The sequence below is a fragment of the Rhizobium sp. G21 genome (assembly GCF_014158035.1).
Lineage (GTDB): Bacteria > Pseudomonadota > Alphaproteobacteria > Rhizobiales > Rhizobiaceae > Rhizobium_E.
In genome coordinates, this window is sequence record NZ_JACFXW010000001.1 from 979,287 (window position 1) to 998,712 (window position 19,426).

Genomic DNA, 19,426 nt, shown 5'->3' on the forward strand with positions numbered 1-19,426 from the left:
CTGATTAAAATACGCGCGATATCCGCTCGACAACGGGGCAGAATGCCGGTTTTTCCGGCGCTCCGCCCTGTATCTCAGTCGAAGACCCGCTTGACGGTCGAGACGCATTGAAGATCCTTGAGCTGCGCCAGGAGATGGCTGAGCTGCCGCAGATCCCAGACCTCGACGTCGATCGCCATTTCGGTGAAGTCGGAGGCGACGCGGACCATGGACATGGTGCGGATATTGACATCCGCCGTGCCGATCGCTTGGGCGATGGTCGCCAGCGTGCCGGGCTCGTTGATGGCGTTGATCAGGATGCGGGCGACGAAGCGCGCCTTGTTGGCTTCGTCGAGATCCCAGCGGATATCGATCCAGCGCTCGGGCAGTTCGTCGAACTTCTGAAGCGCAGGCGACTGGATGGGATAGACGGTGATGGCGTGATCGCCGTCGTGAATGCCGACGATTCTATCGCCGGGCACCGCGCCGGATGGCGCAAAATGTACTTCGATGTCACGCGACAGACCCCGGAACAGTTCCGGACCCGGCTCGTTGCCGTCGGATGCGGCGTCCACGCGTTTCTTCTGACCCTCCGGGATCTTGAAGATCATGCCTTGGGCGCTGCGAACGTTGAACCAGCCTTCTTCGTTGCTTTTGACGGTGACGCGTTCGTCCTGGTAATCCGGGAAACAGGCCTTGAGCACGTCGAGCGACGACATCTCGCCGCGGCCGACGGCGGCGATGGCGTCCTCGACCTCCTTATGGCCGAGGCGATGCAGCGACGGCTTCATCACGTCGCGCGAGAAGACCTTGCCGGCGCGCTCGAACGTGCGCTCCAGGATACGCTGACCGAGACCCGCATATTGCTTGCGAATGGCGAGACGCGTCGCGCGGCGGATGGCCGAGCGCGCCTTGCCGGTGACCACGATCTCCTCCCAGGCGGCGGGAGGAACCTGTACGCCCGAGCGGATGATCTCGACCTCGTCGCCATTGGCGAGCCTCGTCACCAGCGGCATGATGCGGCCGTTGATCTTGGCGCCCACGCAGGTGTCGCCGATATTGGTGTGGACCGCATAGGCGAAATCGATGGGCGTCGCGCCGCGCGGCAGGGCGATGAGCTTGCCCTTCGGCGTGAAGCAGAACACCTGATCCTGGAACAGTTCGAGCTTGGTGTGCTCGAGGAACTCTTCGGGATTGTCGCCTTCCGCCAGCGATTCGATCGTCAGGCGCAGCCAGGAATAGGCGTTGGACTGGCGATTGGCGCCCTCCCCGCCCTGGCTGTTGGCTCCGTCCTTGTAGAGCGTGTGCGCGGCGATGCCGTATTCGGCGATCTCATGCATCCGCATCGTGCGGATCTGCAGTTCGATACGCTGGCGGGCGGGACCGACGATGGTCGTATGGATCGACTGATAGTCGTTCTGTTTGGGCGTCGAGATATAATCCTTGAACCGGCCCGGCACGACGCGCCAGCGCGTATGGACGATGCCCAGCGCCTTGTAGCAGTCCGGCACCTGATCGACGATGACTCTGAAGCCGTAGACATCCGACAGTTGCTCGAAAGACAGCGACTTCGACTGCATCTTGCGGAAGACCGAATAGGCCTTCTTCTGACGACCCTTGACGTAAGCCTTGCCGAGGCCGTTGACGTTGAGGAGTTCCGTCAGCTCCTGTTCGATGCGCTGGACGAGATCGGCATTGCGTTCCGACAGTTCCTCCAGTCGCCGCGAGATCGTCGCATGCGCTTCCGGATTGATATGGCGGAAGGACAGCTCTTCGAGCTCTTCGCGCATGTCCTGCATACCCATGCGGCCGGCCAGCGGCGCATAGATGTCCATCGTCTCCTCGGAAATGCGGGCTCGCTTTTCCTGGGTCATATGGTCGAGCGTGCGCATATTGTGCAGGCGGTCGGCCAGTTTGACCAGCAGAACGCGCACGTCGTCGGAAATGGCGAGCAACAGCTTGCGCAGATTTTCCGCCTGCTTTGCTTTGCGGGAAACGAGATCGAGTTTCTTGATCTTGGTCAGTCCCTCGACCAGACGACCGATGTCCTCGCCGAACATGCGATCGATTTCGTCACGGGTCGCCGAAGTGTCTTCGATCGTGTCATGCAGAAGCGCGACCGCGATGGTCGATTCGTCCAGATGCATGTCTGTCAAGATGGCGGCCACTTCGAGCGGATGCGAGATATAGGGATCGCCGCTGGCGCGCTTTCTGCAGGCCATGCTTCTGCATGGCGTAGACATAAGCCTTGTTCAGAAGCGCTTCGTTCACATCCGGCTTGTATTTCTGGACGCGCTCGACGAGCTCGTATTGGCGCATCATGAAGGGCGGCTCCCGCAAAAACAAAGATAGCGCCGATCTCGAGACCGGCGCCTGATTCTATAAACACAACGCATGTCGCACGGGCCTTTATTGCAGGCCGATGGCTAGCGAAGGATTAATAGTCGTCGTTCTTCTCCGGCGGGACGAGACCTTCGATGCCGGCGAGCAGCTCTTCTTCCGACATCTGGTCGAAATTCAGCGTATCGGGCTGATCCTCGTCCTCATCGCCGACATCGGCGGCGCTCTCGGTCGACAGCAGCGACGACGCATCGGGTTCCGGCTCGTCGACTTCCACATGCTTCTGAAGCGAATGGATGAGATCTTCCTTCAGATCGCCCGGAGAGAGCATCTCGTCGGCGATTTCACGCAGAGCCACCACAGGATTCTTGTCGTTGTCGCGATCGATGGTGATCGGCGCGCCCTGAGAAATGAGGCGGGCGCGATGGCTCGCCAACAAAACCAACTCGAAACGATTGTCGACCTTGTCGATGCAATCTTCTACCGTGACGCGGGCCATTGCCTGTCCTTATTCGTTTTCCACAGATGTCAAGCCCGTGGCGTTACAGTTTTTACGCGGCGATTTCAAGATGGCCGGTTGAGGACGCCGCATATTTTGTGAAATCCTAAAAAAGCTCGATTCCAGCGCAATCAAGGTTCAGGTCAGGTAGATCTCCTGTTTTTAGACCTGCATGAGATCTTCAGCGCCCCGACGAGAAATCTCTTTTCGCCCGATACGCCGACGCCGTCGTCTCCACCGGGAAAAAATACCAATATAACGGAGAATGAACCACCACCCTTACTCTCGAAACAATGATGATTTCATAACCCGGAGGCCTCTATATTTTAGTTCCTATCTGATTTGCGATGGAGTATTGTGAAAGAGACACGACTTGCGGGTCTGCCGTTTTCTCAGCTCGCGCAGTTCACAAAACTGCGTCTTCCGGATTTCGCGCGCCAAGAGCAAAAGAAAGGATGCTCTCGGCCCGGCATAGGCCAAAAGTTTATCGAACCCAGTTCCCCGACGCCAAATAATCCTTGGAAAGCGGCTGTTAATAAATTAAAAAGACTCTTATATGAATGATTCATAAAATACTTGAATTATTCAGAGGAAGCTATAGGGCTGCGGTCTATCAGGTAGATCGTTGCGATGCTGCAACCGAACAGGAATAAACATGTTTGATCCGCGCGAAAAAATTGCGTTATTTATCGATGGAGCCAACCTTTACGCCGCCTCCAAAAGTCTCGGATTTGATATCGATTATCGGAAACTCCTCAAGGCTTTTCAGAAACGCGGTTACCTCTTGCGGGCCTATTATTATACAGCTCTGATCGAGGATCAGGAATATTCCTCTATTCGCCCGCTGATCGACTGGCTCGATTACAATGGCTACAAAGTGATCACGAAGCCGGCCAAGGAATTCACCGACTCGCTCGGCCGACGCAAGATCAAGGGAAACATGGATATCGAACTGGCGATCGACGCCATGGAGCAATCCGAAGTCGTCGATCACCTGGTGATTTTTTCCGGCGACGGCGATTTCACCACGCTGGTCGAAGCCCTTCAGCGCAAGGGCCGCAAAGTTTCGGTCGTTTCGACCATGTCCACCCAACCGCCGATGATCGCCGACGATCTTCGCCGCCAGGCCGATCATTTCATCGATCTTGTGACGCTGAAGGCCGAAGTGGGCCGCGACCCCTCCGAACGCGCGCCGCGTCCGGCTCCGGAGCCGGTCAACGAGGATGTCGACCTCTAAACCGGACACACCGTGTCATGACGAAAGGGCGCCGAGGCGCCCTTTTCCATTCCTAACCTATGCGCGACGATACGGCGACGGGAAGCTCACCCGATCAGCCGTGATCGCGCAGCAGACGGCCCTTCTGACGGTCCCAGTCCCGCTGCTTTTCGGTTTCGCGCTTGTCGTGAAGTTTCTTACCCTTGGCCAGCGCCAGTTCCAGCTTCGCCCTGCCCTTGTCGTTGAAATAGACCTTCAACGGAACAAGCGTCATGCCCTCGCGAGTAATGGCGATGCGGAGCCGGTTGATCTCCTTGCCCGACAGCAGGAGTTTACGCGGCCGGCGCGGCGCGTGATTGAAGCGATTGGCTTGCAGATATTCTGGAACGTAGGAATTGATCAGCCAGATCTCGCCATTCTCGTCGCTGGCGTAGGATTCGGCGATATTCGCCTTGCCCTCGCGCAAAGACTTGACCTCGGTGCCGGTCAGCATCAAGCCCGCTTCATAGGTATTGACGATCTCGAAATTGAAGCGGGCCTTGCGGTTCTCCGCCACGATCTTCTTGATCGGCGTGGGTCTGCCTTTGTGTGTCATCTCACGCCATCAGATCGGCATGCCGCAGCGCGTTGTCAAGGGCAGCTTCTGTGGCCGGTTCGAGCGTCGGCACCAATGGCGAGCGCACGGCGCGGCTCATGCGGCCGAGCTTGGACAGCGCATATTTTGCGCCGCAGACACCGGGCTCCATGAAGATGGCCTTGTGCAGCGGCATCAGCCGGTCCTGAAGCTCGAGCGCGCGGGCGTAATCACCGGCCAGCGTCGCCGCCTGGAACTCGGCGCAGAGCTTCGGCGCGACATTGGCGGTGACGGAAATACAGCCGACGCCGCCATGGGCGTTGAAGCCGAGCGCGGTCGCGTCTTCTCCGGACAGTTGGATGAATTCCTTGCCGCAGGAGATGCGCTGCTCGGACACGCGTTCGATCTTGCCGGTGGCGTCCTTGACGCCGACGATGTTGTCATAGGCGCCAGCGAGATGGCCCATGGTCTCGGGCGTCATGTCGATCACCGAGCGGCCGGGGATATTGTAGATGAAGATCGGCAGGCTCACCGCTTCGGCGATCGCGGAATAATGCGCGATCAAGCCTTTCTGGGTGGGCTTGTTGTAATAAGGCGTGACGACGAGAAGCGCGTCGGCGCCGGCCTTTTCGGCATGACGCGCGAGTTCGATCGCCTCGGTGGTGTTGTTCGATCCCGCTCCGGCAATGACCGGAACGCGGCCCTTGGCGATCTCGACACAGAGTTCCACCACCCGCTTGTGTTCCGCATGGCTGAGCGTCGGCGATTCGCCCGTCGTGCCCACGGGCACGAGGCCGGCGCTGCCTTCGGCGATCTGCCATTCGACATGCGCTGCGAAACTGGCTTCATCGACGCCGCCATCCTCAGCGAACGGCGTCAAAAGTGCGGGAATGGAACCCTTGAACATCTACTGAACTCCTCATCGGCCGACCGGCCCATTCTTTAGCCGCAATCGCTTTTTACGGGTTGTCGGACCATATAGAAGCTGGCACATCGCAGCAAGACGAATAGGCGCGCCATAACCGGCTTTTGATGTCGCAGAAAGTTGATTTCATCGGCATTAACCAAGGATTTACCAGACTGACGGCTGATAGATCTCAGCAAGTCCGATACGGACGTCGGACGCGGCGGAGCCAGTGACATGAAGCGCGCCTTCATCGCCATTCTCGTTTGCACGGCCGGCGCCGGCGCCGTGGCCGGCCTCATCGGCGGGCGGGTGAAACCAGCGGCCGCGCCGCCCGACGAGATTTCGACGACGCTTTCGCTCCCTCATCCCAAGACAACTCCGCCGGCGGTGAAATCCGAACGCATCGCCCCGGCAAACCCTCTCCCGCAGATCGATGAACCAGCAAGCGCGACGGCACCGGACCTGTTCGTCGGGTCGGCCAGCGACATGTTGCGCGCGGGCTTTCGCGCCCTGCAAACGCGCGACACCCTTTCGGCCATCGCTTTTCGCGACCGCCTGGCCACCGGCGGCGTCGAGTGGAAGACGCTGACATGGGCCATTGCGGTGTCCGGCCAGACGGCGACGCCGAGTTCGGAACTGGTCATGGCGAAGTCTGCGCTGAAGGGATGGCCAGCGCTGGACGACATCGAAGAAAACCTCGAAAAGGCGTTGTTTCGCGAGAATGCTCCGCCTCGACGGGCGGCCGAGATGATCGGCGCGGAAGGTCCGAAGAGTATCGAGGGCGACATTCTGGTGATCCGAGCCAGGATCGAGGCTGGCGACGAGGCAGGAGCACGGACCCGGCTGCAGGCTTTATGGAGCGACCGTGTTTTCGATGTCGAGACGGAGGATCGACTTCTCAGCGAATTCGGCGACCGTTTGAACGTCGGGGATCACAAGGCCAGGCTGGTCAGGCTGCTCTATGCGGAAAAATTCGGCCAGTCCGCCCGCTTCGCCACCTTGGGAAAAGCGGAGCCGCTCGCCAAGGCGTTTATCGCCGTGATCCGGCGCGACAAGAAAGCGGGCGACCTGCTCGAACAGGCGCGCGGCGGCTTCGACAAAGAGCCAGCGTTTCTGTTCGTGGCCGCCAAGCAGGCTCGGTTCGAACGCCGCTTCCGCGAGGCGGCCCGCTTTTGTCCACCGCGCCGAAGGATCAGGCTCGCCTGGTCGATCCCGGCGCATGGTGGGTGGAGAGGCGCATCGTCAGCCGCATGCTGTTCGAACAGGGCCGGCCGGCGGACGCCTATGAACTCGCCGCGGCGCATCCGTCCGTACAGCCAACCGATATCGTCGAGGCGGAATTTCATGCAGGCTGGTACGCCCTACGGGGACTGAAGGACGCCCGGAAGGCAAAGCCGCACTTCAACGCCATTCTCGCCGCCAGCCCGAGAGCGCATGATCAGGCGCGGGCCTATTACTGGCTCGGACGCGCCGCGGAAACCGCCGGCGACAGCGACGCCAAAACCCTGTTCGCAAAGGCGTCCGACTATCCGGCAACTTTTTACGGTCAGTTGGCCGCCTCACGCATCGGCGTCGCCATACATCCCCAGCAGCGGTATCGTCCGCTGGCGGACATCGTGTCCCTGATGAAAAGTCGGCCCGAAATGCAGGCGATCGACCTCATGCTGCAATGCGGCCAGGACGGGAGGGCGCGCCGGCTCTATCTCGCCTTGGCCCGGACGCTCGAAAGCCCGACCGAATTGCAGGCGTTGGCCGACTCGGCATTGAGCGCGCAGGGGCCGGTCTTGGCGCTGGCGATCGGCAAGGCGGCGCTCAATCAGGGGCACGATCCGGGAATGGCCGCCTTCCCGCTCGGCGCCATTCCCGACAGCGCCGATATCTCCGGGGCCGGAAAGGCGCTCGCCTATGCGATCGCCCGCCAGGAAAGCGCCTTCAACCCCAAGGCCGTCTCGCCTGCCGACGCGCGCGGACTGTTGCAAATCCTTCCGTCCACCGCCAAGACGCTCGCCGCCCGGCACCAACTCGCCTGGGCGGAGGAGAAACTGACCGAAGACGCAGGCTATAACGCGACGCTCGGCTCGCATTATCTCGGCGAGCAGATTGACAAGTTCAGGGGATCCTACATTCTCACTTTCGCCGCTTACAACGCCGGCCCGGGGCGAATTCCGCAATGGATCAAGCGTTACGGCGACCCGCGCAAGATGAAGCTGGACGAGGTCGTCGACTGGATCGAAGCGATTCCATTTCAGGAGACGCGCGATTACGTGCAGAAGGTGATGGAGAACTATCAGGTTTACAAGGCGCTGCTCAACCAGCCGGCGGATATCGGAATCGACCTCACGGCGGGTCGAAAATAAGGCCATCGCCAACTGTGGCGCCCGGCTAAACTCTCGCGTTTCTCTCTCGACCAACAGCTTCTGGCCTGCATGAACAACGGGCCATCGTCCTCGGCGATGGTCTTCATACGAAACACGCTTCAGACTCGTATCAAAGCAGGTCAGGTGGAGGCCGGCTGATCGCCTCTTTGCGGAGGCTGCCATCCTCTTGCAGCATATCGGCATCCACAGCGCCTCGGACCTATGTCCAATTCAATTCCGGATGCATGACGCGCACGACCGCGGCCTCACCGCTCCGCCCATTCAAAAAAACAAAAACCCCGGCGTGAGCCGAGGGTTTCGAGACCGACCTTGCGGCCGGCCTGAAAGTCCAATCCCAGAAGGATTAGAACGTGCGCTGGAAGCGGATCATGCCGTTCCACTGGTCGCCGTCGGCGAGACGGTTGTCGAAGGACGTGTAGGTGACTTCCGGCTGGATCAGGAGACCAGCAACCGGGTTCCACTTGACGTTGGCGGCGATCGCCAGGGTGTCCTTGTCGGTGCCAGCAACCTGAGCGTTGAAGCCGAGGTCGTCGGAAACCTTGTAGCCGACGCCGGCCCAGGCAGCCCAGTCACCCCAAGAAGCGCCGGAAGCGTCGCCAGGAGCGTAGTTGTTGACGTTCTTGCCCGAAGACGACCAGGCGGCCATCACGAAGGCAGAGAAGGCGCCGAAGTTGCCGTCGACACGACCCTTGATCGCACCTTCGTCACGACGCTCGTCGTAACCGCCGACCACGGTGACGCCGAAGGAGCCAGCCGAGTAGCCGACGCCGCCGGTGACGTTCGGGATGTAGTCTTCGCCGTTGCGAACGCGAGCGCCAACCAGGATGTCGTCGGCTTCGAGACCGAGGCCGACCTTGAGGCCAGCGCCGTTGTCGTAGACGTAGTTGATCTGGTTGACTTCGAACTGGCCGTAGGAGACCACGTCGTCGTTGATGATGTCGCCAGCGTAGCCGGTCATCGTCGTGAAGAGCGAGTCAGCCAGACCGACGGTGAAGCCGGCGATCGAGATGTTAGCGGCAACGAGGCTGGTGTTGGTGCCGACGCCGTCATTGTAGGTGCCGTCGAAGTCGAGGCGACCAACGAACTGGGTCTTGAGCGGGCCGTATTCGGTGTCCGAGGCGGAATCCATGTAGATTTCGCCGCGCGAACGAGTGCGCCAGCCCTTGTCGCTGTTCAGAGCGTAGGAGTTGGCAGCCTGAAGGTCGAAGCGGACGCGGCCGCCGATCTTGAGGCAGGTTTCGGTGCCGGGGATGTAGAAGTAGCCGGTGCCGTAAGCATCGCAGACCTTCACGTATTCCATGGGTTCCGGTTCGGCGGCGACGACAGCGTCGGCAGCCTGAGCGCCGGAAACAACTGCCAGAGCAGCTGCGGAGCCGAGAAGAAGGCTCTTAATGTTCATTTCTGACCTCCAGTCAAAATGTTTCATTCGGGTGTGGGTTCTATCGCCTGAGGCGTTCCCTGCCCCACTCCCATTCAGAAGACATCGGGCATCCCCGCCGCTTCGAGGGTGATCATAGTGACAGGCGCAGCCGACGCAATCGGGAAACGCCCCCGACAGGTTTAATCGGTCGCGTTCAAATTCCGTTGTTACAGAAAAGACACACAATCGACAGCGAGCCCGTCATAATTCTATAGAATTTTAACAAACCTTACCCAAACCTTAACAAAGTCAGACACATAGAAGCTGCGCAATAGTCTTCAGCGAAGCCGAAGCCGGTCTGCTTTCCCCGTCTCCGGCGTGAAAATGGCGGCCTGCGCACCTTATATGCTGGAGCGGTCTTGCCTTCGGCTCCACGACAGCCGCGCCATGCCGGCCGGTTCGAGAGCGTTTTGGAGCAGAATCGATCAAACGATTCGAGAGCCCGGCTTGGGTCGTTCGTCACACGCTTGGCCATCGCCCTTCGCTCTGCGCGTCGAAATCTCAAAAATTCGAAATCTGAAAAAATGTGCGGCAAGGCGGAATACGGCTTGATCAGCCCCATCATTGTGAGTATCCACGCCCTCAACGGAGAGGTGGCCGAGTGGTCGAAGGCGCTCCCCTGCTAAGGGAGTATACCCGGAAGGGTATCGTGGGTTCGAATCCCATCTTCTCCGCCATATGACCTCACCCAAATTCCACCAGATCACACTCCCGGTCGTTCATCGCCTTCGCGCGATCGGTCTTATCGCATCCGTCAGGAACACGCCTCGCGCGATGGCGTTTAGCCGTCATTGCCGCTCTTCGGAGAGGCGAGAGCGCGAGGTCGGATGGAAAAGCGGGTTTCACTTCTGGTGTTCGGTCTGGGCATCGCGATCTTGACAATTCTGGCGCCTGGGGCGTTGTTCGTGGTTTTCGCGGGCGTCCTGCTCGCCATTCTGTTTCGCGCCTGCGGCGATGCGTTGGCCGGCGCGGCGCGGATCGCGCCGATCTTCGGTCTCGTCGTCTTCTTCGCGCTGCTGCTTGCTGCGCTGGCGCTTGCCGTCATATCCGCCGCGCCGGCCATTTCCGAACAGACTGCCGCCATCACCGAAGCGCTGCCGAAGGGTCTGGCCAAGCTCAAGGAGCGGATCGACGGTTTCGGCTGGGGCGAAAGGCTGCTCGATCGCGATTTTACCGAAGCGATTCGCTGGCCCGCAGCCACCAATGTCACCACCGGCGTGCTGTCCACGACGTTCGGAGCCTTGGGCGACCTCGTGATCATTCTGTTCATCGGGCTCTACGGGGCCTTCGATCCGCAGCGCTATCGAGCCGGACTGATCCTGATGTTTGCGCCATCTATTCGGCCCGACGCCGAAGAGGTGCTCGACCGGTCGGTCGACGCCCTGCGCAACTGGCTCGTCGGTCAATTGATTGCCATGGCGCTCATCGGCCTCCTGACCGGCCTCGGCTTGTGGCTGATCGACATGCCCCTTGCTCTGTTGCTCGGGCTGATCGCCGCCTTTTTCGCCTTCGTGCCCAATATCGGGCCCGTGCTCGCGGCTATCCCGGGCATATTGATCGCGCTGCCAGACGGCATGAACAAGGCGTTTCTGGCGATCGGCATCTATGCCGGAGTGCAGGCGCTGGAAAGCTATGTCGTCACCCCGCTCATTCAGCGACGGCGCGTCAAGTTGCAGCCGGCCTTCGTGATTTCCACGCAGATCCTGTTCGGATCTCTGTTCGGACTCATGGGCCTCGCTATCGCCACGCCTTTCGCCGCACTCGTCAAGACGCTCACACAGGAGCTCTATATAAAGCGGTACCTGGAGCGAGAGCCCGCGCCGAAGCGGGGGAAGACGACCGGCCCGCCGCCTTGGCGCGTCACGCGCCGGTCCGCGACGCGCGGCGCTGATTGAACGCGTGTGATCTCTTTCGTCCCCTCTTCTGTAGAAGACGTCGCGAAACACGGAGACGGCGGCATGGAAATTTATGGCGTGGACTTCACCTCCAGCCCGAGCCGCCGCAAACCCATCGTCGCCGCCCGCTGTAGGCTGGACGACGCGCTCGACGCCTTGATCGCTGCGGCGCAGGCCTCCTGGAGTTGGCTCGAGCGCGACAATGCCTTCGGCATCCCCGCCGGGACGGATTGCCTGGAGGGATGGATTTGCGCCTATCCACCGTCATAGCCAGCGCCGCTCGGCCGATCGCTGTGCGGCAAGCGGTGGAAATACAGACTTTCGCCGTTTTTCTTAATGCCCTTTTAGTCCCCCTGATGCATTATCCAGTTACCTTTCGTCGGGAGCCTGCATGCTACAGACGCTGCAAAACACGATCCTGGAACTCATCGCGACCGGAGCGCCGCTGAAGCCGACGATCGATCGGCTGTGCGTCATGGTCGAAGACATGGTTCCCGAGGTGGTGTGTTCGGTCGTGGAAGTGGATGCGGAAGGCCGCCTCCGTCCGCTGTCGGCGCCGTCGCTGCCGGATCATTACTCGCAAGCGCTCGATGGCATCCAGTCCGGCCCCAAAGTGGGCTCCTGCGGCACCGCCGTCTATCGCAAGAAGCCGGTCATCGTCACCGACATCGCCACCGACCCGCTGTGGGAGGATTACAGGGCTCTGCCCCTGCCGCTCGGCCTGAAAGCGTGCTGGTCTTCGCCGATCTTCAGTCAAGGCGAGGTGGTCGGCTCATTCGGCTTCTACTTTCGAGACACGAGAGGGCCGACCGATTTCGAAATCAAGATCGTCACCGCCTGCACGCATCTCACGGCGATCGCGCTGGAGCGCGAAGCGCGAGTGCGCGAGCGTCAGCGTCTGGCCTTCACCGACGCGCTGACGGGCCTGCCCAACCGAGCCTGTTTCAATGCACGCTTCGACGACATGCTGGCGCAATGCGATCGCGATTGGGGCCTCATCCTCGTCGATCTCGACAATCTCAAGCTCGTCAACGATACGTTCGGCCATTCGGCCGGCGATGCGTTGATCCGCGCAGTGGCCTCGCGCACCACCCCGATCGTGGGCGACGGCAAGCTCTTCCGGCTCGGCGGCGACGAATTTGCGGTGATCGCGTCGCTCGACGACGAGGGCGGCCTGCATACCTCGGCCCATGCCATCATCAACGCCATGGAGGCGCCCTGCGATTGCGCCGGCCATGTCGTCCATCCCTCGGCCACGATGGGCGGCGCACTGATCGCGCCAGGCCAATCCCCGGAGACCATCCGGCAGAATGCCGATCTCGCGCTCTATCACGCCAAGGAGAGAGCGCGGGGCGGCTTCATCACCTTCCAGGACGGGATGGGCACCGCGATCAGCGAGCGTTACCGCGCCGTGCGCGAGGTGACGGCAGCCCTGGCGGAACAACGCATCGAAGCATTCTACCAGCCGGTCGTCGACATGAAGACCGGCTTGGTGGCCGGGCTCGAAGCGCTGTGCCGCATGCGCAACCCCGACGGCTCGATCACCCCGGCCGCAGCCTTTCACGAGGCGACCAAGGATGCGCGGGTGGCGGCCAAACTCACCCGCGTCATGCTCGACAAGGTCGCCGCGGACATGGCGAACTGGAGCGGCATGGGATTGAACGGCTTCAATGTCGGGGTCAACGTATCCAGCGCCGACTTTCACAACGGCAATCTGCGCAACGGGTTGAACGAGGCTTTCGCCCGGCCCGGAGCCTCTCGCGAGCGGCTGGTGATCGAAATCACCGAATCCGTCTATCTTGACCAACGCGATCGCGCCATCGCCGACGAAATCGGCCGGTTGCGGAGCGATGGCGTCAAAGTCGCTCTCGATGATTTCGGAACGGGTTTCGCCTCGCTGACGCATCTGATGTCGATCCCCATCGACACGATCAAAATCGACAAGTCCTTCACCCGCGGCGTCACCGAACCCGGGCCGAGCCGCGTCATCACCGAAGGGCTGGTGCAGATCGCGCAGCGCTTGGGGCTGAAAGTGGTCGCCGAGGGCGTGGAAACGGTCGAACAGGCGGAGCAATGCGTCGAGATCGGCTGCTGTTACGGTCAAGGATATCTCTATGCCCGCGCCGCGCCTTTCGTGATCGTCACGGAGATGATCCGTCGACGCGCCTTCGATCTGTCGATGTTGCAACGCAGCGCGTAGAAATTTTCGCGACAATTCCTCATCCTGCGGGTTACCCATCGCAAGCGAGTCGGCGGCGCTCATAACCGTCTGCAACGCGCCGATCGAGCGAGATCCGAGGAGCATCATGAAAGCCTACGCCCGCGAAGAATTCATCCTCATCGTGCCGGCGCTCGCCGCGGTCGCGGCATTTTCCGGAGAAAGCTGGTTTCTCGGTCTGGGTCAGGCGGCGAGCCTGATCATGGCGGCGCTGCTGGTGGCGGCGATCGTCATGGCTTCGGTGCGCGTCGCCAAACATGCCGAACACCTCGCCGTGCGCGTCGGTGATCCCTATGGCACGATGATCCTGACTTTGTCCGCCGTGGCGGTCGAGGTGATCATCCTCGCGATTCTCATGCTTGATTCCGGCTCCAAGACGCTGGTGCGCGACACGATTTATTCGGCGGTCATGCTGGATATCAACGGCATTCTCGGGCTGGCGGCGCTGCTCGGCGGGTTGCGCTACGGCGAACAACCCTACAACAATGATTCCGGCCGCACCTATGGCGTGATGATCCTGACCGCCATGGGCATTTCCATGATCGTGCCCGAATTCATCCCGGCGGCGAAATGGCATTATTATTCCGCCTTCACCATCTTCGCGATGGTGACGCTCTATGCGCTGTTCCTGCGCATGCAGGTCGGCCAGCATTCCTATTTCTTCAGCTACGCCTATACATCGTCGGACCGCAAGCAGGCGCAGCCCCACGAAGAAGAGCATGATGGCGACGGCGTGCCGATGGCGTTTTCCATCGGCGTCATCATTCTCGGCGTGGTGCTGATCGGCGCACTGGCCGAGATCATGTCGGCCTTCCTCGATCATGGTCTCGAAGGCACGGGCGCGCCGCCGGCCCTGATGGCGGTGCTGGTGGCGGCGATTTCGGCGGCGCCGGAAATCCTCACCGCGCTGCGGGCGGCGCTGCGCAACCGGATGCAGGCGGTGGTGAACATCGCCATGGGCGCCTCGCTCTCCACCGTCATTCTCACCGTGCCGGTGATGGAGGCGATCGCGCTCATCAACGGGCAGCCGCTGACCATGGCGATGACGCCGGTGCAGACGGTGATGGTGGCGATCACGCTGATTGCAGCCGCCATCAATCTCAATGACGGCGAGACCAACGCCATCGAGGGCATGACGCATTTCGTGCTGTTCGGCGCTTTCGTGATGCTGACCATGCTGGGGCTGTAGAAGACGGATGAGCGCTTGCGCTGGAAACATCGCGCGCCCATCTGTGTTCTGTCAGTTCCTGAGCCTCGAAAGCCGCCCCATGCTCGATTTCGTCAACACCTATGCCGCCCTGCCCGACCGGTTTTATGCCCGGGTTCATCCGTCCGGCGCGCCGAGCCCACGGTTGATCGCCTATAACCGTGATCTCGCCCGCGAACTCGGGCCGTCCTGGGAAGCCATGGACGAGGCGACGGCGGCGGCGGTGTTTTCCGGCAATCGGGTGCCGGATGGATCGATGCCGATCGCCATGGCCTATGCCGGGCATCAGTTCGGCGGCTTCTCGCCGCAACTCGGCGACGGCCGCGCCATCCTGCTCGGCGAGACGGTGGACCGTGACGGCGTCAGGCGCGACATCCAGCTCAAGGGCGCGGGCCGCACGCCCTATTCGCGCGGCGGCGACGGCCGGGCGGCGCTCGGCCCCGTCATCCGCGAATATATCGTCAGCGAAGCCATGCATGCGCTGGGCCTGCCGACGACGCGGGCGCTGGCGGCCGTCGCCACCGGCGATCAGGTCTATCGCGAGACGTCGCTGCCGGGCGCGGTGCTGACGCGGGTGGCCAAAAGCCATGTGCGGGTCGGCACCTTCCAGTTTTTCGCCGCACGCGGCGACACGGACGGCGTCAAGGCGCTGGCCGATTATGTCATCGAGCGGCTCTATCCCGATCTCGCCGGTGAGGCCAATCCTTATCTCGGTCTGCTCCGGCGCGTCGCCGATCGGCAGAGCGCGCTGGTGGCGCGCTGGATGCAGATAGGCTTCATCCATGGCGTCATGAACACCGACAATTCCTCGATCTCCGGCGAGACGATCGATTTCGGCCCCTGCGCTTTCATGGAGGCCTATGATCCGGCCACCGTGTTCAGTTCGATCGACCGGAACGGCCGCTACGCCTATCACAACCAGGCCGGCATCGCGCAGTGGAACCTCGCAAGGCTGGCCGAAACGCTGCTGCCGCTGCTCGCCGATGAACTCGACGCCGCGGTGGAGATCGCCAATGCCGAGGTGCAGCGCTTCGGCCCGCAGTTCACCGGCCATTGGGTGGCGGGGCTCAGGCGAAAGCTGGGTTTGACGACCGAGCGCGAGGGTGATGAGCCGCTGATCCAGGGGTTTCTAGACCTGCTGCAATCAGGGGAAGTGGATTTCACCCGCGCCTTCCGCCTGCTTTCGGATGCGGCGGATGGAGGTGACGACCCCTTGCTCTCCCTCTTCGTCGATCCGGATCCTGTCACAGCCTGGCTGACCGAGTGGCGGCAGCGTCATGCGGGCGAGGAAATCACGGTTGCCGAGCGCGCCGCGGCGATGCGGGCGGTCAATCCCGTCTATATTCCGCGCAATCACCTGATCGAAGAAGCGATCGTGGCGGCGACGGAGCGGGAGGATTTCGGCCCCTTCGAGCGGCTGCATGCGGTGCTGGCGCATCCCTATGAGCGGAGGGCCGATATTCCCATCCGTTATGAACTCCCTGCCCGGCCCGAGGAGCGGGTGCTGCGCACCTTCTGCGGCACCTGACCGACGGGAACCTCCCTGCCCCGCCCGGCGTTGTTAGAACGAACCGAACAGGAGGTTTTCACATGGACAATGTCGAATCGCAGGTCATTCCCGAACGCGGCGGCAAACAGGGGTATACGGTCGAATTCGTCAGCCCAGCCGGCGACATCGTTTCCGTCTTCATGCCGAATGGCGATGAAAGCGATCTGAACCGCCTGAACGCCGAAACCCGGGCGCGCCAGGTGATGGCCGAGATCGCCGGCATGGATGCCAGCCAGTTGCGTGACGTAACCGACAAGCCGGCCTCCGAACGGCTCTCGGCCCGGCATTCCGGCGATACCGGCGAGTTGGAGGACCAATTGCAGGAAGGGCTGGAAGGATCTTTCCCGGCAAGCGACCCCGTTTCCGCCACCAGCAGCACAGTGTCGGGCAGCGGGCCGAGCTCGAACGCCGCCTGATCAGATCAGCACCGTCCGGATCGCCAGCCCGACCAGACTGACTGCGGCGACGCCGGCGATCCACAGGCCGAAGAACCAGAGGAGGCGCTTCCCCGCGGAAGCGCCTTTTTCGTTGCTTTCCAGCCTTTCATCCATCAGTGATATCCTTCTTCCGGATCGACCTTGCCGCGAAACACCCAGTAGGAATAGGCGGTGTAGCAGAGGATCATCGGCACCAGCACCAGCGCGCCGACCAGCAGGAAAGCGAGGCTCAGATCGGCGCCGCCGCATCCCAGATGGTCAGCGAAGGCGGCACGATGTAGGGATAGAAGGAAATGCCGATGCCGGCATAGCCGAGGATGAACAGGCCGAGCGCCGCCAGAAACGGCAGCGTGTCGCGATGCGCCTTCAGCCCGTAGAGCATCAGCGCGAAACAGCCCGCGACCAGAACCGGCACGATGACGCTGAAGGCGGCGGTCGGCCAGGCGAACCAACGGCTGAGATAGACGTCGCTGAGGAACGGCGTCCACAGGCTGACCGCGCCCATGGCGACGAGCGTGGCGACCGCCGAAAGATAAGCCAGCCGCCGCGCCTTGGCGCCGAGTTCGCCATGCGTCTTCATCACCAGCCAAGTGGAGCCGAGCAGCGCATAGCCGATGACCACGGCGACGCCGGTGGCGATGGAGAACGGCGTCAGCCAATCCCACCAACCGCCGGCATAGGCGCGGTTTTCAATGCGGATGCCCTGCACCAAGGCGCCCAGCGCGATGCCCTGGCAGAGCGCTGCGGTGAAGGACCCGGCGAAGAAGGCCTTGTTCCAGAAACCCTGCCAGCGATGGGTGCGCCAGCGGAACTCGAAAGCGACGCCCCGGAAGATTAGCCCCAGCAACATCAGGATGATCGGCATGTAGAGCGCCGGCAGGATGGTGGCGTAAGCGAGCGGGAAGACGGCGAGCAACCCGCCTCCCCCAGCACCAGCCAGGTCTCGTTGCCATCCCAGACGGGGGCGACCGAGTTCATCATCACATCCTTGTCGTGCTTGTCGGTAAACAGCGGATAGAGGATGCCGATGCCGAGATCGAAGCCGTCGAGAATGACATAGGCCAGCACGGCGAAGGCGATAATGGCCGCCCAGATGAACGGATAATCAATGGGCATGGGCGGGCTCCTTCATCTGCGCCGGGCCGGGATGGATGCCGGCGGAGCGGATCGGCCCGCCGCCGAGATCCGGCATGGGATCGCGCGGCAGACGGTGCATCAGCCGGAGGATGTAGAAGACGCCCGCGCCGAAGACGAAGAAATAGACGACGATGAAGGCGATCAGCGAAGCCGCCACCGCCGGCGCGGCGATCGGCGAATGCGATTCTGCGGTCAACAGATGGCCATAGACTGTATAGGGCTGGCGGCCGACTTCGGTGGTGATCCAGCCGGCGAGCACGGCGACGAAGCCCATGGGACCCATGACGAGCGCAGAGCGCAGGAACCATGTATGGGTGGCGAAATCGCCCTTCCAGCGCCGCCACAGGCTGAACAAAGCCAGCCCCAGCATGGCGAAGCCGAGCGTCACCATCACCCGGAACGACCAGAACACCACCGCCACCGGCGGCTGGCGATCGCGCGGGATCGTATCGAGGCCGGCGAGCGGGGCGTTGAGATCATGTTTCAGGATCAGGCTCGACAGTTTGGGGATCTGGACGGCGTAATCGACCCGCTGCTCATCCTGATTGGGCAGGCCGAACAGGATGAGCGGCGCGCCCTCGGGATGGCTGTCGAAATGGCCTTCCATGGCCATGACCTTGGCGGGCTGATGCTCCAGCGTGTTGAGCCCATGGGCGTCGCCGGCGAGGATCTGCAAGGGCGCGACCACGGTGATCATACCCATGGCCATCGACAGCATCTTGCGCGAGCGGATCGGCGCATGCCGCCGGAGCAGATGCCAGGCGCCGACCGCGCCGACCACCAGCGCCGTGGTGAGATAGGCGGCGAGCACCATATGGGTGAGCCGGTAGGGGAAGGACGGATTGAAGACGATGGCCCACCAGTCGGTCGGGATGAACTGGCCCTTGTCGTTGATGGCGAAACCCTGCGGCGTCTGCATCCAGGAATTCACCGCGAGAATCCAGGTGGCCGAAATCAGCGTGCCCACCGCCACCATCAGCGTGGCGAAGAAATGCAGCCCCGGCCCGACCTTGTTGCGGCCGAACAGCATGACGCCGAGAAAGCCCGCCTCGAGGAAGAAAGCGGTCAGCACCTCATAGCCCATCAAGGGGCCGATGACCGGGCCGGCCTTGTCCGAGAACACCGACCAGTTGGTGCCGAACTGATAGGACATGACGATGCCCGAGACCACGCCCATGGCGAAAGCGATGGCGAAGATGGTCTTCCAGAAATCGAAGAGTTCGAGATAGACCCGGTCCTTCGTCCACAACCACAGGCCTTCGAGCACGGCGAGGTAGCTCGCCAGCCCGATCGAAAAGGCCGGGAAGATGATGTGAAAGGACACGGTGAAGGCGAATTGGATGCGCGCGAGAAGAACCGCGTCGAATTGGTCAAACATGGCGCCAACTCCTTTTTGTCGCGCCCTCAGGACGGGCGCTTGCTATATTACGCTGGCGTCATGAAATGTGTAGCTGCAACTGACGTTTCTCAATTGGACAAGACGCCACGCGGTGTGTCGCCGCAGGCGGAACGGGAGGGGTGGGGATTATTCGGGGGGGATTACCCAGCAGAGCCATAAGACGCGACACTTAACCTGATGTAAACGCCTTAGTTGCAATCTTTAAACGCGCGCGGTACCGAACAGTATCGAATAGATTACCGTGATTGAAAACGATCACTACCGTGCACGG

At 61.6% G+C, this 19,426-nt stretch carries 14 protein-coding genes, 1 tRNA gene and 3 pseudogenes; 10 read left to right on the forward strand and 8 right to left on the reverse strand.

The window, feature by feature from the left end:
- Nucleotides 1-74 precede the first annotated feature (74 nt).
- Nucleotides 75-2,301: pseudogene (locus tag H2O14_RS05015) on the reverse strand (RelA/SpoT family protein).
- A gap of 115 nt (nt 2,302-2,416) precedes the next feature.
- Nucleotides 2,417-2,818, reverse strand: a complete 402-nt coding sequence (gene rpoZ, locus H2O14_RS05020) for a DNA-directed RNA polymerase subunit omega (RefSeq protein WP_182826766.1) — start codon at nt 2,816-2,818, stop codon at nt 2,417-2,419.
- 655 nt (nt 2,819-3,473) lie between these two features.
- Between rpoZ and H2O14_RS05025 the strand changes: the two genes are divergently transcribed.
- Nucleotides 3,474-4,055 carry an NYN domain-containing protein gene (locus tag H2O14_RS05025; RefSeq protein ID WP_182826767.1) on the forward strand — a complete coding sequence of 194 codons (582 nt, stop codon included), beginning with the start codon at nt 3,474-3,476 and terminating at the stop codon, nt 4,053-4,055.
- 94 nt (nt 4,056-4,149) lie between these two features.
- On the opposite strand, the gene smpB is transcribed toward H2O14_RS05025, so the two are convergent.
- Both smpB and dapA read right to left on the reverse strand, forming a co-directional pair.
- Entirely contained in the window at nt 4,150-4,629 is a 480-nt protein-coding gene (smpB, locus tag H2O14_RS05030) for an SsrA-binding protein SmpB (RefSeq protein ID WP_182826768.1), read from the reverse strand.
- Nucleotide 4,630: 1 nt separating this feature from the next.
- Nucleotides 4,631-5,515, reverse strand: coding sequence for a 4-hydroxy-tetrahydrodipicolinate synthase (gene dapA / locus H2O14_RS05035; protein ID WP_182826769.1), 885 nt, complete (start codon nt 5,513-5,515; stop codon nt 4,631-4,633).
- Between the two features lie 234 nt (nt 5,516-5,749).
- Here dapA and H2O14_RS27085 point away from each other — a divergent pair, with 234 nt between their 5' ends.
- Entirely contained in the window at nt 5,750-6,889 is a 1,140-nt protein-coding gene (locus H2O14_RS27085; protein ID WP_246697293.1) for a hypothetical protein, read from the forward strand.
- A 254-nt stretch (nt 6,890-7,143) separates the two neighbouring features.
- Nucleotides 7,144-7,872, forward strand: a pseudogene (locus H2O14_RS27090) (lytic transglycosylase domain-containing protein); the annotation flags it as partial.
- 364 nt (nt 7,873-8,236) lie between these two features.
- Here H2O14_RS27090 and H2O14_RS05045 read toward each other — a convergent pair.
- Complete coding sequence (locus H2O14_RS05045; RefSeq protein WP_182826771.1) at nt 8,237-9,292, reverse strand: porin; 1,056 nt, start codon at nt 9,290-9,292, stop codon at nt 8,237-8,239.
- 608 nt (nt 9,293-9,900) lie between these two features.
- Here H2O14_RS05045 and H2O14_RS05050 point away from each other — a divergent pair.
- The 7 genes from H2O14_RS05050 (at nt 9,901) to H2O14_RS05080 (ending at nt 16,598) form a co-directional block, all read left to right on the forward strand.
- Nucleotides 9,901-9,990 (forward strand) — tRNA-Ser (locus H2O14_RS05050).
- Between the two features lie 150 nt (nt 9,991-10,140).
- Nucleotides 10,141-11,208 carry an AI-2E family transporter gene (locus H2O14_RS05055; RefSeq protein WP_182826772.1) on the forward strand — a complete coding sequence of 356 codons (1,068 nt, stop codon included), beginning with the start codon at nt 10,141-10,143 and terminating at the stop codon, nt 11,206-11,208.
- Between the two features lie 63 nt (nt 11,209-11,271).
- A complete protein-coding gene (locus H2O14_RS05060; protein WP_182826773.1) occupies nt 11,272-11,478 on the forward strand; it encodes a hypothetical protein in 207 nt (68 codons plus the stop codon).
- 121 nt (nt 11,479-11,599) lie between these two features.
- Nucleotides 11,600-13,408, forward strand: coding sequence for an EAL domain-containing protein (locus tag H2O14_RS05065; RefSeq protein ID WP_182826774.1), 1,809 nt, complete (start codon nt 11,600-11,602; stop codon nt 13,406-13,408).
- Nucleotides 13,409-13,514: 106 nt separating this feature from the next.
- Nucleotides 13,515-14,615, forward strand: a complete 1,101-nt coding sequence (locus H2O14_RS05070; protein WP_182826775.1) for a calcium:proton antiporter — start codon at nt 13,515-13,517, stop codon at nt 14,613-14,615.
- A gap of 79 nt (nt 14,616-14,694) precedes the next feature.
- On the forward strand, nt 14,695-16,161 hold the full coding sequence (locus H2O14_RS05075; RefSeq protein WP_182826776.1) for a protein adenylyltransferase SelO: 1,467 nt from the start codon (nt 14,695-14,697) through the stop codon (nt 16,159-16,161).
- A gap of 62 nt (nt 16,162-16,223) precedes the next feature.
- Nucleotides 16,224-16,598 (forward strand): hypothetical protein, encoded by a 375-nt coding sequence (locus tag H2O14_RS05080; protein WP_182826777.1) that lies wholly within the window; start codon nt 16,224-16,226, stop codon nt 16,596-16,598.
- On the opposite strand, the gene H2O14_RS28375 is transcribed toward H2O14_RS05080, so the two are convergent.
- From H2O14_RS28375 to H2O14_RS05090, 3 genes and pseudogenes are all read right to left on the reverse strand, one after another.
- Nucleotides 16,599-16,733, reverse strand: coding sequence for a hypothetical protein (locus tag H2O14_RS28375; protein WP_263823298.1), 135 nt, complete (start codon nt 16,731-16,733; stop codon nt 16,599-16,601).
- Nucleotides 16,733-17,735, reverse strand: a pseudogene (cydB, locus tag H2O14_RS05085) (cytochrome d ubiquinol oxidase subunit II). Before cydB ends, H2O14_RS28375 begins: the two are co-directional and overlap by 1 nt.
- Nucleotides 17,725-19,134, reverse strand: coding sequence for a cytochrome ubiquinol oxidase subunit I (locus H2O14_RS05090; RefSeq protein WP_182826778.1), 1,410 nt, complete (start codon nt 19,132-19,134; stop codon nt 17,725-17,727). The pseudogene cydB and the gene H2O14_RS05090 overlap by 11 nt, the downstream one beginning before the upstream one ends.
- Between the last annotated feature and the right edge of the window lie 292 nt (nt 19,135-19,426).

Bases quoted from the DNA above. Each gene is read 5' to 3' on its own strand.
- dapA (WP_182826769.1), bottom strand. From the start codon at position 5,515: ATGTTCAAGGGTTCCATTCCCGCACTTTTGACGCCGTTCGCTGAGGAT.
- H2O14_RS05060 (WP_182826773.1), top strand. From the start codon at position 11,272: ATGGAAATTTATGGCGTGGACTTCACCTCCAGCCCGAGCCGCCGCAAA.
- smpB (WP_182826768.1), bottom strand. From the start codon at position 4,629: ATGACACACAAAGGCAGACCCACGCCGATCAAGAAGATCGTGGCGGAG.
- rpoZ (WP_182826766.1), bottom strand. From the start codon at position 2,818: ATGGCCCGCGTCACGGTAGAAGATTGCATCGACAAGGTCGACAATCGT.
- H2O14_RS28375 (WP_263823298.1), bottom strand. From the start codon at position 16,733: ATGGATGAAAGGCTGGAAAGCAACGAAAAAGGCGCTTCCGCGGGGAAG.
- H2O14_RS05045 (WP_182826771.1), bottom strand. From the start codon at position 9,292: ATGAACATTAAGAGCCTTCTTCTCGGCTCCGCAGCTGCTCTGGCAGTT.
- H2O14_RS27085 (WP_246697293.1), top strand. From the start codon at position 5,750: ATGAAGCGCGCCTTCATCGCCATTCTCGTTTGCACGGCCGGCGCCGGC.
- H2O14_RS05055 (WP_182826772.1), top strand. From the start codon at position 10,141: ATGGAAAAGCGGGTTTCACTTCTGGTGTTCGGTCTGGGCATCGCGATC.
- H2O14_RS05080 (WP_182826777.1), top strand. From the start codon at position 16,224: ATGGACAATGTCGAATCGCAGGTCATTCCCGAACGCGGCGGCAAACAG.
- H2O14_RS05025 (WP_182826767.1), top strand. From the start codon at position 3,474: ATGTTTGATCCGCGCGAAAAAATTGCGTTATTTATCGATGGAGCCAAC.
- H2O14_RS05065 (WP_182826774.1), top strand. From the start codon at position 11,600: ATGCTACAGACGCTGCAAAACACGATCCTGGAACTCATCGCGACCGGA.
- H2O14_RS05090 (WP_182826778.1), bottom strand. From the start codon at position 19,134: ATGTTTGACCAATTCGACGCGGTTCTTCTCGCGCGCATCCAATTCGCC.
- H2O14_RS05075 (WP_182826776.1), top strand. From the start codon at position 14,695: ATGCTCGATTTCGTCAACACCTATGCCGCCCTGCCCGACCGGTTTTAT.
- H2O14_RS05070 (WP_182826775.1), top strand. From the start codon at position 13,515: ATGAAAGCCTACGCCCGCGAAGAATTCATCCTCATCGTGCCGGCGCTC.